Genomic DNA, 12,687 nt, shown 5'->3' with positions numbered 1-12,687 from the left:
TAGTTTTGAGTTCTGAATCAAAAACTGCTGAACTTGAGACTCGTATTGGGCCCCGGTTCGATGCCGAGAGAGCAGGAAGCTGTCAACTTCACTGCGTCTGGCGGCTCTCTCGCACCGTTTGTAGACCTACCGCTGATAGCACTTATCCACCTTACAACTAAAAATTAGCAATTTCTCCGGCTTTTACCCAAGACCCAGCGGCTGAGTTTTGTCTTTAAATGGTGATATTTCGTTCAAAAGCTGAGGTTGTGCCGATCGCCCTGCCAATCTGTTGGATTTTACCAACACCACATTCTGCCGACATCCTGCATCGGACATAATTTTTGCTTTTTTCCCTATTCCCCCGGGCTTGTTTTAGCAAAACTTAAATTTTGTTAACTTTTCTTCACTATTCGGCTTTGCCCTGGGAAAGCCAACAGAGGCGATCGGCCCACGGGACAATTCAGGGCGATGGCAGAGTGACAAAAAGGGCGATCGAAGCCAACTCTAGACTTATGTTGTGCTGCATTTGAATTCTATATTTCAAGGGATCGAAACTCGTCAAATCCTTTCCCTGTCTGCCCTAATCCCCGAATCCCATCGGATTTTCTCCCCATCGAACCCTCGAATATCACAGACAATCTCTCGATCGGCAGTTTACCGCTGCAATCTGGCATCTATCCCAGGGATTAGATTTGCCACCACTTGCCCCACATCGATTTACCTTCTCACAGAAATAAGTTTTCGTAATAATTTGTAATAAACAAAGAGGAACCAGCATTGTATAAAGGTTATCAGAGGGTTGAAACGACAGGCGAAAGTTAACAAAAACACTGATTGACAAGGTTTGTCGCATCTCATAAAAGATGTAAAATTTTCTAAGGTTTCTTAAATGTCCGTTGCAATGTCACAATAGTGAAGGTAGCGGAAAGGGAGAGATCGAGCCGGCCAGCGCAGTAGCTGGCGTCAACCTTCAACCCTTGCAGGCCCAACAGCCTGAACAAATTTAACTTAACGGTTTTATACCGCAACCAAACTCAATTAACTCAAAGTAGGAGAGTTCGTTCATGTTTGACGCATTTACAAAAGTGGTTTCCCAAGCAGACGCTCGCGGCGAATTTTTGGCTGCTGGCCAACTAGATGCTCTCAGCAGCATGGTTTCTGACGCCAACAAGCGGATTGACGCAGTAAACCGCATCACCGGTAACGCATCCACAATCGTCGCTAATGCAGCTCGCTCTTTGTTTGCTGAACAGCCTCAGTTGATCGCCCCCGGTGGCAACGCATACACCAGCCGCCGCATGGCAGCTTGCTTGCGCGACATGGAAATCATCTTGCGCTACGTAACCTACGCCACATTTGCAGGCGACGCCAGCGTTTTGGACGATCGTTGCTTGAACGGTCTGCGCGAAACATACCAAGCTCTGGGAACTCCAGGTGCATCCGTTGCAACCGGCGTACAAAAAATGAAAGAAGCAGCGATCGCGCTTGCTAACGACCCCAACGGCATTACCCGTGGTGATTGCAGCTCGCTGATGTCCGAAATCGGCAGCTACTTCGACCGCGCAGCTAATGCAGTCGGCTAAAAATAGCGAGCCCGAACATTTCTTCCTGTAAAGAAGCGAGCGATCGCATTATTTGCAAGCAATCATTTTGGTACAAACAAAACAAAACATTAGGGAGACACCAGAACAATGAAAACCCCTTTGACTGAAGCAGTAACCGCCGCCGATTCTCAAGGCCGCTTCCTGAGCAGCACCGAATTGCAAGTAGCCTTCGGTCGTTTCCGCCAAGCAGCAGCAGGTTTGGAAGCAGCCAAGTCTTTGAGCGCCAACTCTGCGCGCTTGATCGACGGTGCAGCTCAAGCTGTGTACAACAAGTTCCCGTACACTCAACAAATGCAAGGGCCAAACTACGCTTCTACCTCAACCGGTAAAGCTAAGTGCTCCCGCGACATCGGCTACTACCTGCGGATGGTAACCTACTGCTTAGTTGCAGGCGGCACAGGTCCAATGGATGAGTACCTGATTGCAGGTATTGACGAAATCAACCGGACATTTGAATTGTCTCCTAGCTGGTATGTTGAAGCTCTCAAGTACATCAAAGCCAACCACGGTTTGAGTGGCGATGCTGCAACTGAAGCCAATTCCTACCTCGACTACGCAGTCAACGCTCTAAGCTAGATTTGCGTGATGCCCGGAAATGTAAGCTGCTGTTAGCTTGAGTGTTAACTGTTGTTTACGATTCCGGGCATCTGCGATCTTAGCGGAGTCTTCCAAATACTTTTTTCAGAACTTTTTAGTTTTTCAAGCATGAAAAGCAGAAAAGTTAGGAATAAAAGCATTTGAAAAAGCGAGACGAGTAGAACTGCGCCCTCGGTGGACGCAAGACGATGCGAAAGCAGTAATTTGTGTCGCTTACAGCCAAGTTTTCGGTAACGAGTATTTAATGTCGAGCGAACGAGTTACCAGTGCCAAATCTTTCCTGCTGGAAGGGCAGATTTCAGTTAAAGATTTTGTGCGGGAGTTCCTGAGTCCGAAACTTATAAAAAAAGTTCGGCAAGCGGAAAACGAGCGAGTCTTTAGACCTTCCATGAAAGCGGCACGGGCGGTTTTAACCGCCGTGAATCTTTCTTGATTTTTCACATTTTTAGCAGTGTAAAAAGGGCTTTTGCCGTTACACTCTATTGTTGGGATGGATACACAGGTGCAAACCTGAGAAGCAAATTCCTACCATATATTAAAGGTACGCGGGGACTCTCGCGTTACCAAGGGCTTAGCCCCTTAAACGCTTGAGGAGCTTGCCCAAAGGCAAGGATAGCAGCCCACCATTTTTTGGTAAGAGGATTGCGCCCAGGAACCCTAGCAATAGGGATATTAAGAACGAAATTTCTTAAGAATCTCAGTCGCGAAGAGCGCTGAGAGTGTCAACGGAAAAAGTTTTTTGAATCGAAGGTTCGGCGGCTAAGTTTTCACCCCAAGTGCGGTGTAGAACTACCGAATATCTCGTGTCTTACGATCGACTTTCGACCCGCTTGCAGCAAATCAACAAACGTGGTGGCAAAGTGGTAAGTATTACCACAGCTTAAAGTTTGTATGTAAAGATGTTTTTTGAAACGTCTTTAGCAAATTAGGATTAATTGATGTGTACATACAAGCTGCGCCGGGAGTGCACCCAAATTTGACACATCTTGGCCTTAGTCCTAAAAATCTCAAGTTCAACCAAGCTTTAAATTTTTGTTATTAATTTAGGAGAAAATCTGGTGGCTATTTCCACAGCAGCGTCCAGACTGGGAACATCCGCATTGAGCGATGCACCTAAGGTAGAATTGCGCCCGAACTACACCAAAGACGACATTGAAACTGTGATTCGTGCAGTTTACCGTCAGGTGCTGGGCAACGACTATTTGATGAAATCCGAGCGCCTGACAAGTGCTGAATCTCTCCTGCGAGACGGCAGTTTAACGGTGCGAGAATTTGTGCGGGCAGTGGCAAAATCGGAACTGTACAAAACCAAGTTTTTGTACAGCAGCTTCCAAACTCGGACGATCGAACTAAACTACAAACACTTGCTCGGTCGCGCTCCCTACGACGAATCTGAAGTAATTTATCACTTAGATTTGTACCAAACAGAAGGCTACGATGCTGATATTGATTCTTACATCGATTCAGTAGAGTATCAAGAAAGTTTCGGTGATAATATCGTCCCTTACTACCGGGGCTTTAACACTCAGACAGGTCAAAAAACCGTTGGTTTTACCCGGATGTTCCGGCTATATCGCGGCTATGCCAACAGCGATACATCTCAACTCGAAGGAAATAACTCCCGCTTAGCTGTCGAATTAGGCACTAACAGCGCTACTGCTGTAGTTGGGCCTTCTGGTGGCAACGAAGGTTGGGCATACCGGTCTTCGACACAAAACGTAACTCCCAGCAGCGGTTTTGGTGGTGCGGCAGCTTACGGTAAAGAAGGGCGGCTTTTCCGCGTTGAAGTGTCGGGCATTCGGACGGGTGGCTATCCCAGGGTGCGCCACAGCAGCAAGGCGTTTATCGTACCTGGTGAGGATTTGTCCTCGCAAATGCAGAAATTTCAACGCTTGGGCGGGAAAATCGCCAGCATTACTCCAATTTAGTCGTTAGTCATCAGTTATTAGTGCTGTCCCCGCTCGCGAACAGTAGTCATCGGTCGTTAGTCATTAGTAAATTTACTAGAGATTAATGGCCATTGGCTAAGGTCTAATAGCTAGTGTAATCCGACTAGATGCAGAAATCAATTTTTTATGATTGTCCGGTTCTGTGCGATCGCAGAATCATTGCCTGCATCATCGTCGGATCATAATTAATAGCAAAGTCCGCTAGAACGGGCGATTTTAATCGCCGAGTTTCCCCAACCCGCGCAGGCGGGTTTCGTTTGTCTAGACGCGATTTCAATCGCCGAGTTTCCCCAACCCGCGCAGGCGGGTTTTGTTTGTCTAGCAGCGATTTCAATCGCCGATTTCCCTAATCACTATGAATTATGACTATGAATTATGATGAATCCGACTCACCACCAGCGGGTGTAGCTGAGGGCGAGTCTTTAACAATAGAACAGGCGATCGCAAATTTGCACTCCCAAGACTACAGTCTCCGCTATTATGCTGCTTGGTGGGTAGGCAGATTTCGAGTCAAGGAACCGGCAGCGATTGCAGCTTTGATTGCCGCCTTGCAAGAAGAATCAGAACAGACAAAAATCGGCGACTATTCCCTACTGCGAAATGCGGCACGAGCTCTAGGAAAATTGGGCGATAAACAAGCCTTGCCGGCGCTAACTCGCTGTTTGGAATGCGCGGATTATTACGTGCGGGAAGCGGCGGCTCAAGCTCTAGAAATGCTGGGCGATCGCGATTCCATTCCACCGCTGATGAAACTCTTAGATGGGGGCGTAGCTGTAGCCCTGCGAGTGCCTGGAAAATCGCACCTCGTGCAGCCTTACGACTCGGTAATTGAAGCTTTGGGTACGCTGGAAGCGACAGAGGCAATACCGCTAATTTCACCTTTTTTAGAGCATTCTGTGGAGCGGGTGCAGTACGCTTCGGCGCGAGCGATGTATCAGTTGACTGGCGATCGCATTTACGGAGATCGGTTGGTAACTGCTTTGAATGGGGATAATTTGCAGTTGAGGCGATCGGCTTTGATGGACTTGGGGGCGATCGGCTATTTACCCGCAGCGCCAGCTATTGCTGAAACTTTAGCTGAAAATAGCATGAAATTGATTGCGCTAAAAGGAGTTTTGGAGCATCACCTCAATCAACAAGTATTACTATCTTTGTCAGATGAAGCTATCCAAGTTATGAACTTAATGGATAGTTTACTTTGAAAAAAATTCGTTCATAACTGCAATAGAATTGCTTTAGCGATTCTTAATTGTCTGGCGTATATTTAGGACATAGCAGATTTCAGGACACAGCGCCGTGCTCTTTCCCTACCCCCTATCTGTATTTCAGGCAGTTGAGAACTACTATTTTCTCCCTTTTATTCGGGTGAACCGATGGCTGATGATTTGATGGAATTAAAAACGAGGCTTTAGGTACGAATTTTTATAAATTTCAGTAAAAATACTGAGGTTTATAGCTGTAGTTGGTGAAATAGCTCGTGTTAAAATAATATTACCATCTGCATAAGTCTTCAGTTAAAAAAGTTTTGGTTTTGACTCCGGGCGATCGCGGAATGCTGCGAGATGGTTGTGTAGCAGCTAGAAGTATAAATCGGGTGATTCACCATGAGCAACGATCCTTTTGAAGTCCAGGTGCAACATTTTGCAGCGCTGAAGTCTAAGTATCAAGCCACAAAATATGAAGATTCATCTCCCTCTAGTCTTCTCTATCTCATTCTGCGAAAAGCTGATTTAGAATTTGAAATTACCGACTTCGAGTGGAATTGGTTATTAGAGCATGAGCTTTTGGAAACAATAGAAGCTATCGAGCAAGAGCCACTACGTAAGGCTGAAGAACCAAGAAAACTAGATGCTAAATTTTCTCAACTCAAGTCTAAGTTCAAAGTAACCAGACATCGCGATTTACGGCTATCCAGTCCTTTGTATCCTATCCTTTGGAAACTTGACTCAGAAAATAAGCTAACTGACTTAGAAGTTAAATACCTGCAAGAACAGGGGCTTACTGAAATAGTTGCTATTGTTGAAGAGATGGCGCGATTTGCTGCACTAAAGGCTAAGTACCGAGCAACTCAATATCCAGATTGTTCACTGGATAGCCCCTTGTATCAAATCCTCAAGCAACTGGATGCAGGAGAAATATTAAGTGATGTAGAGGCTAACTGGCTTGTCAATAACAAACTGGTGGATACTCTCGAAATTTTTGGGCAACAAAAAGCTGTATGGGAAGCTGAATTTGCCCAACTCAAGGATAAGTACAAAGCTAGTGAATACCCAGAAACATCTGCATCAAGTCCGCTCTATCAAGTCCTGAAAAATCTTGAGGTAGATCAGCAGTTGAGCGAGTCAGAACTTAACTGGCTGGAAGAGCATCAACTTAGCGAAACGCTTAATCTTGTTTTGGAGATAGAACAGACACGACACTTTGCTGAACTGAAAGTTAAGTATAAAGCTAATGAATCTGAGGATTCATCCCTCTCTAGCCATCTGTATAAAGTTCTTAAAAAAATTGATTTAGACAATCAGCTAGGTGAGCAGGATATTAACTTTCTTAAAAAGCGTAAACTGACTGAGACAATTACTCTTGCGCTTGACAAATATGCGGCTATTCTCAAGTCTAAGATCAAATCGGGAGAGCAGTTAAGTGAGGCTGATATTGATTGGTTGCAAAAGAATGGACGTGAGGATGTAATTACTTTTGCTATTGACAAATATGCGGCTAGTCTCAAGTCTAAGATCAAATCGGGAGAGCAGTTAAGTGAGGCTGATATTGATTGGTCACAAAAGAATGGACGTGAGGATATAATTACTTTTGCACAAGAAAAGAAATTTGCTGCTCTCAAGGTCAAGTATCGGATTATAGATCGTGATTTCCCCTTCGATCCGTTTTACGCAATTATGGTAAAATTGGAGAAAGAAGAGCGTCTAGATCCTGTGTTAGTTGTTCAGTTAATACAACAAAAACTTTTAGCTAGTCATGGAAGGATTGCTATAGCGTACCACAGGCTTGAAGCGTGTTTCTATGAGCAGGAATATGAGCGCACTGGAAACAAATGGAACTTGCCCAACGCCAGCAGTCATTGGCGCAAGGCAGATGAACCAAACAGTGCATTGAAGGTGACAGAAAATCTGGACTTCGACCAAATCAAAGAAAATAAGCTCAAGTCAGCTTTGCTAACAACGAGGGGCGGTGCTTTCCGAGATATTCATAAACTAGGTGATGCTGAAAAGTGCGCGCTCAAAGCTATTGAGTATCAGCCTCAGAGTCATCATCCTTACACTTTGATGGGAGCTATTTGTTTTGAGCGGAGTCAATTTTCAGAGGGTGAGCGTTGGTTTAAGGAGGCAATTAAACGCGGTGCTGAATCAGAAGATATAGATTCCGAACTCAAGCAGGTTGTCAAAAATACTAAGGATGAGAATAAGCGTCGGCAAGTTGTGGAATATCTGCTTAAAAAAGATCCGCAGCGCTATGCTTGGGCTAAGGCTTATAGGAAGCGTCAAGAGGGTGAGGATGCACAGCGCAAGAATTCCTAGCGCAGGTATGGAGTCGAGTTTTTGGCGAATTCGACTCTTTAACCAAGATTGTCCTATTTCGAGCTGGGGAAGCTTTTCAAGTTAATCACCGCTCCTTACCCACGCAACAAAAAGTTCGATCGCGCGATCGAGCCAACCTACAATTACAATGGTCACGATACATTTGATAAGTAAATGGCATTAGAACTAATTCAATCTGTAGAACAAGCAGATTCTTCCGAGGGCTTGTTAAACGCAGTAAAAGCACTGGCGGCCGCTTCTTCACAAGAAGCAATTCCCACATTAATTACAGTCCTCGGTTACAACAACCCAGGAGCTGCCGTTGCCGCCGTTGACGGGCTGATTCAAATCGGAGAACCTGCGGTACAGCCACTTCTAGAACAGCTTGACGGCTACAATTACGGAGCGAGAGCTTGGGCTGTTCGGGCTTTGGCGGGAATTGGCGATCCTAGGGGTTTAGAGATTTTGCTGGATGCGGCGGCGAATGACTTTGCTTTGAGCGTGCGGCGGGCGGCGGCTAGGGGTTTGGGAACGATTTGCTGGGAACTGATGCCCGCAGAACAAGCTTTAGACGCTCAACTTCGCACTGTGAAAACGCTGCTGCAAGCGTCCCGAGATCCGGAATGGGTGGTTCGCTACGCAGCGGCGGGAGGTTTGCAAGCTTTGGCTGGTGCTGCGACTGTTAAACCGGATTGGTTAGCGGAAGTTTCGGCAAAACTTGAGGAAATAGCCCAAAGCGATGAAACTTTGGCAGTTAGAGCCCGGGCTTTGCTTGCTAAGGAAAAATTGTCATTTGGCTAGGGTTTGGGCGATCGTCTCTTCCAAGTCCCTTTGTGTGAGAGTGGTTAATATAAAGACTTCTTGTACGGTTTTGCCTTGTCTGGCAATGATTTTAAATCCCCCGCGAATGGGTACTGACACTCTTAATGTCATGTGGGGGATGTGTCCTTTAACTTTGTTAATGACGCCTGGGGTAACGGTTTGAATGCCCATTATGAGAGTGAGGCGCTCTAAAATTGGTATCAAACCGGGAAGGTGGGTAGAGTGATTCCAAACTAGGCGGCCTTTGGGTTGTGCCTTCATGACTTTTTTACCAAATCAACATACCCAGTCTAAGTCACCTCCGGCTGGAACCAATTTGATATTCCCTGAATTTATGTATCAGTAATGTTACTGCGGGCGTCATTGGGAGCAAAGCGATGCAATCTCAAAGCGAGATTTTTGATTCCTGGCGCGCGAGCTGAGATTTGAGCGGGCGGAATTGTCTTGTATTTTTTGATATTTTGGGTTGGTAACAGTCGGTTTTTCTAGTTGAGTTGCGATCGCCCCGAGGATTTCTGTCATGCTGCAAGGTTTCTTGAGATAGCCGTCTGCTTTGAGTTCGAGGGCTTTTTCCATTTCGGAGGCTGTCAGAAAAATAAACGGAATGCTGGCGGTGGCAGGGTGCGATCGCAAAATCGCGAAAACTTCAAAGCCGTTGAATTCCGGCATCATGACATCAGACAAGATTAGATCGGGAATTTGGGCGATCGCTAACTCGACACCAAGTTTTCCGTTTTCGGCGCCGACAGCTTCAAAATCGCCCAAGTTCAGAATTTCTAAAACGGTTTCTCGGATTAAGTTATTGTCTTCAATTACTAATATTTTTGGCATTTTTTGTAGCGATTATTTACTTTATTGATATTTTTCTGTTAGAATTTTTGCAGATAAGTTCTACAAATTTCAATAGGGTTATTGCAAAAAACCGTTTTTTACGTGTTTTTACGGGTAAAGTGCGATCGCAGCTAGCTGCAATATCTCATAAATCCGTGGCTGTGCTGAGCGCGAAGCTACTAAAGGGGCGAATTTTACAATTTTCTGGCGATCGCCTAAAATATAACTTGGTATATCACGATTTTTTGAGGAATAAGGATATGTCAGAATTTTTAGACTTTCTCAGACATCAGTTTGCCTACGTTGCCATTGGCGAATTTAAACCAGGAAAATTCAAAGAAGCCGAAGAACTTTTTGGCAAAGCGGTTGCGACTTATGCCACAGGATTTAAGGGAGCATACCTACTGCAATTGCCCAATACAGACAAAGGTATTGCCATCATTTTTTGGGAAAGCGTAGAAGAGATGGCTGCCAATCAAAGCGAATCTTATCAGCAAATATTGAAGCAGATGACGCCTTTGTTTGCAAAAATTCCCGACACTGATGTTTATGAAATTGTCAGTGAAATTAAGCAGAAAAGTGAATAATTAAAAATTTGGCAATCGGCGCGTCATTCCCATTCCCATCGGCGTCTTGCGCCCGACTCCGCTGTAAAGTGCAAAATCTGCTAAAGCATTAATTTGCTTGACAGCAAGCGGATTGACATCTCCCATAATTCGGTAACTAACTTCCCCGACGCAACCAATAAATTTACTGCGAGAATCCGTACAAACTTCGGTGCGGATATCGAAGAAACTGGGAAAAATAGCTTCTGTGAAAGTAGATTCGATCGCAATTTCGCTATACTTGTTCCAACGATTTGCCAAACTGCCAAACACACTTTCTCTACTTGGCATCGCACTATCGTACACGCCTTGCCGAAAATTAGTAGGAGTGCAGAAGGTAAACGCAATTTGGCGCTCAGTTTCCGAAGCTTTGTCAAACAATTCGTCGTAACTGGAAAAGTTTACCCACGGCTGGTTTGCAGTGGGTTGGCTGACAATGTTAGTCACGTACAAATCTGTCGGGCCCAGATGCCACGGGCGCTCGAAGTTGAGTTGCTGCCACAGTTGAGTTAGGCGATCGAACAAACCGTCATCCAGCAGAGAAATGCGCCACCAAATCGCTGTATTTTCCCCAATTGCTTGCTTGTGTTCCCACTGTAGGGTCTGCAAAATAGTGCGCGCAGCCGGAGGCAAAACTCTCTTTTGTGGCTGTGGGTTGCTAGTTTTGTAAGTTTCTTTTCTGCTTACTTGGAAAGGGCTTAATGTGAAAGCTTTTTCGTTTGATTGGTCGTGCAGGTACGCGCTCAAATCGCTGTCTACAGCACTCACAAGGTTGAGAAATAAGGCGTGGAGATGCCGTCCCGTTAAAAATTGGGATGGGATTGGTGCAACTGGCAGTAGGTTTAAAATCAGGCTGTGAGGCATCTTTTAATTATATAGCTTTTTTCAAAAAAATAAGTTAGGATTTTAGATTTTAAATTTAAGATGTGTATCTATTCACGATGGTTTATGGTAAGGGCAAGCTAGAAAATATTGCGAAGATTCAATATCCGCCGCTCGCAGTAACTTCTGTAGCAGAATACATTGGTCAAGTAGGATTATAACTGAGGTCTTGCACCATTCCCAATTAGCTTTTTAGGAACGGGCTAGAAGCCCATTCCACAAGAAATCCATTCTTTGTGGAACAGGCATCTTGTCTGTTATTCAGAATGGTACAAGATGTGAGATTATAATCGACTTCAAACCCTAGTCAACCATTTTGAATAGACAGAAATTGCATTATCTCCAAAATACCCTGAAATTATCTGCGCTCATCTGTGTTTACCTGCCTGATATTTGGGGTCGATCTAAGCAGATGGGTGAAAAAAAATCTTGGTATGTAACAATTTGATAGGTCGATCGCAAATGACAAGCAGATCCACACAGATAAAGGCAGATAATTTCCTCTCATAATCTATGAAACCACGCAGCTCTGACACTTTTCTCGTTAAAGCAACCCTGCTGCTAGTCAGCACCCTAACCGTGATGGCAGGAGCCACGATCGCCCCTTCCCTCCCAGCAATGCGGCAGCACTTTTCGGCTGTTCCTAATGCCGATTATTGGGTGAGATTGGTGTTGACAGCCCCAGCTTTGTTTATCGCGATCGGTGCGCCCATTGCCGGAATTGCGATCGATCGCTTTGGGCGCAAAGGCTTGCTGGGTTTATCTGTGTTTCTCTATGGCTTCGCAGGCAGCTCTGGCTTCCTGTTGGATCAAATTGGACTAATTTTGCTGGGACGGATGCTCCTGGGCTTCAGCGTGGCAGGTATTATGACGACTGCAACCACGCTGATTGCTGATTATTACATCGGTGCGGCTCGATCGCAATTCCTGGGATTGCAAGCAGCTTTCATGGGGTTCGGCGGCATGATTTTTCTCACCCTCGGCGGCTATTTGGCCGATCGCAATTGGCGGCAACCGTTTCTAATTTACCTGATGGCGTGGTTGATTCTGCCATTAATTTTGCTGGTACTTCCCGAACCCGATCGCCATCAAGATGCTGTTCAACAAACGGGTGCGATCGCCTCTGAGCCAGTCCCGCGGACGCTGCTACTGACAACCTACGGTATTGCACTGCTTACTCAAATCGTGTTTTACATGATTCCGGTGCAAATTCCGTTTTATCTCCAGCAGTTAATGTATGAACGTATGTTTGACCTCATCAACTCCCGCATCTCTGCGAGGGCTAATTTTGGGCGGACTTACCACCAGCTTTTTCCTAGGTCAATTTATTTCACCATTTGTCAGTCAACCTTTGAGTCAATGGGCGGGTTTAGGTACAACTTATGGTCTAGCTGGTGGATTGATGCTCGCAACCGCAGTTATCACTTGTGGAGTCATGCTCCGGTAGTTTCTAGGCTGTGTATTGCGGGTCGATTGAATTCTCATTAATTGGGAAATTTTGATTCCAACCAAAGCTTTTAAAAGTTATTTGTCTGACAATTTACTTACATTAATTTCCGGACAATTTTTAACGTTATGGGTGTATTTTTTAGACAGGCAAATATATGTGTAGGGGCGAAGCATGACCGCAGTAAACATGAGATTATAGCTAATAACTTATATGCGGTCATGCTTCGCCCTCTTCAAAACCCAGATTCACCAAAAAATATCTACGCCGCCCTGCCGGACATCTGCGGTTTACCAGCCTTCAAAAATGCGTCCATCAGCCTCTTAGGAATGATAATTAAATAACTTTCACAATTTTGTAGGATGTCGAGTCCGCCCTTTTTGGACGGGTTCTTCTGGCCCATCCCACATCACAATTAAAATTGTAAGTTATTTA

15 protein-coding genes are annotated in these 12,687 nt (G+C 45.2%); 11 read left to right on the top strand and 4 right to left on the bottom strand.

Annotation, left to right across the window (positions count from 1 at the left end):
• Window positions 1–183: 183 nt before the first annotated feature.
• Window positions 184–318 carry a hypothetical protein gene (locus tag JGK20_RS00860; RefSeq protein ID WP_293184154.1) on the bottom strand — a complete coding sequence of 45 codons (135 nt, stop codon included), beginning with the start codon at window positions 316–318 and terminating at the stop codon, window positions 184–186.
• Window positions 319–371: 53 nt separating this feature from the next.
• Between JGK20_RS00860 and JGK20_RS00855 the strand changes: the two genes are divergently transcribed.
• The 9 genes from JGK20_RS00855 to JGK20_RS00815 all read left to right on the top strand — a co-directional run bounded on the left by JGK20_RS00855 (window position 372) and on the right by JGK20_RS00815 (window position 8,466).
• Entirely contained in the window at window positions 372–512 is a 141-nt protein-coding gene (locus tag JGK20_RS00855; RefSeq protein ID WP_293184152.1) for a hypothetical protein, read from the top strand.
• Window positions 513–1,046: 534 nt separating this feature from the next.
• Window positions 1,047–1,565, top strand: coding sequence for a phycocyanin subunit beta (locus JGK20_RS00850; protein ID WP_293184150.1), 519 nt, complete (start codon window positions 1,047–1,049; stop codon window positions 1,563–1,565).
• 108 nt (window positions 1,566–1,673) lie between these two features.
• Window positions 1,674–2,162: a phycocyanin subunit alpha gene (cpcA, locus tag JGK20_RS00845; protein ID WP_293184148.1), complete on the top strand. Its 489-nt coding sequence runs from the start codon at window positions 1,674–1,676 to the stop codon at window positions 2,160–2,162.
• Between the two features lie 151 nt (window positions 2,163–2,313).
• Complete coding sequence (locus JGK20_RS00840) at window positions 2,314–2,616, top strand: phycobilisome rod-core linker polypeptide (RefSeq protein ID WP_363319182.1); 303 nt, start codon at window positions 2,314–2,316, stop codon at window positions 2,614–2,616.
• 343 nt (window positions 2,617–2,959) lie between these two features.
• Complete coding sequence (locus JGK20_RS00835) at window positions 2,960–3,067, top strand: phycobilisome linker polypeptide (protein ID WP_293184146.1); 108 nt, start codon at window positions 2,960–2,962, stop codon at window positions 3,065–3,067.
• 174 nt (window positions 3,068–3,241) lie between these two features.
• The gene (locus JGK20_RS00830) at window positions 3,242–4,111 is read left to right on the top strand and encodes a phycobilisome linker polypeptide (protein WP_293184144.1); all 870 of its coding nucleotides are present in this window, start codon (window positions 3,242–3,244) and stop codon (window positions 4,109–4,111) included.
• Window positions 4,112–4,494: 383 nt separating this feature from the next.
• Window positions 4,495–5,334 carry a HEAT repeat domain-containing protein gene (locus JGK20_RS00825; RefSeq protein ID WP_293184142.1) on the top strand — a complete coding sequence of 280 codons (840 nt, stop codon included), beginning with the start codon at window positions 4,495–4,497 and terminating at the stop codon, window positions 5,332–5,334.
• Between the two features lie 402 nt (window positions 5,335–5,736).
• Window positions 5,737–7,665: a hypothetical protein gene (locus tag JGK20_RS00820; RefSeq protein WP_293218874.1), complete on the top strand. Its 1,929-nt coding sequence runs from the start codon at window positions 5,737–5,739 to the stop codon at window positions 7,663–7,665.
• A gap of 174 nt (window positions 7,666–7,839) precedes the next feature.
• Window positions 7,840–8,466 carry a HEAT repeat domain-containing protein gene (locus JGK20_RS00815; protein ID WP_293184138.1) on the top strand — a complete coding sequence of 209 codons (627 nt, stop codon included), beginning with the start codon at window positions 7,840–7,842 and terminating at the stop codon, window positions 8,464–8,466.
• Here the strand turns inward: JGK20_RS00815 and JGK20_RS00810 are convergent.
• Both JGK20_RS00810 and JGK20_RS00805 read right to left on the bottom strand, forming a co-directional pair.
• The gene (locus JGK20_RS00810; protein WP_293184136.1) at window positions 8,455–8,748 is read right to left on the bottom strand and encodes a DUF2103 domain-containing protein; all 294 of its coding nucleotides are present in this window, start codon (window positions 8,746–8,748) and stop codon (window positions 8,455–8,457) included. The genes JGK20_RS00815 and JGK20_RS00810 overlap by 12 nt on opposite strands.
• Before the next feature lie 99 nt (window positions 8,749–8,847).
• On the bottom strand, window positions 8,848–9,318 hold the full coding sequence (locus JGK20_RS00805) for a response regulator (protein ID WP_293184134.1): 471 nt from the start codon (window positions 9,316–9,318) through the stop codon (window positions 8,848–8,850).
• A 260-nt stretch (window positions 9,319–9,578) separates the two neighbouring features.
• Between JGK20_RS00805 and JGK20_RS00800 the strand changes: the two genes are divergently transcribed.
• The gene (locus tag JGK20_RS00800; protein WP_293184132.1) at window positions 9,579–9,905 is read left to right on the top strand and encodes an antibiotic biosynthesis monooxygenase; all 327 of its coding nucleotides are present in this window, start codon (window positions 9,579–9,581) and stop codon (window positions 9,903–9,905) included.
• On the opposite strand, the gene cas6 is transcribed toward JGK20_RS00800, so the two are convergent.
• Complete coding sequence (gene cas6 / locus JGK20_RS00795; protein WP_293228922.1) at window positions 9,906–10,787, bottom strand: CRISPR-associated endoribonuclease Cas6; 882 nt, start codon at window positions 10,785–10,787, stop codon at window positions 9,906–9,908.
• A gap of 531 nt (window positions 10,788–11,318) precedes the next feature.
• Here cas6 and JGK20_RS00790 point away from each other — a divergent pair.
• Window positions 11,319–12,293, top strand: coding sequence for an MFS transporter (locus tag JGK20_RS00790; protein WP_293228920.1), 975 nt, complete (start codon window positions 11,319–11,321; stop codon window positions 12,291–12,293).
• Window positions 12,294–12,687: the final 394 nt, after the last annotated feature.

The sequence above is a fragment of the Microcoleus sp. PH2017_05_CCC_O_A genome, assembly GCF_020738785.1.
GTDB lineage: Bacteria > Cyanobacteriota > Cyanobacteriia > Cyanobacteriales > Microcoleaceae > Microcoleus.
Note: the sequence above shows the minus strand (reverse complement) of the source record. Positions and strands in the feature narration are given on the sequence as shown.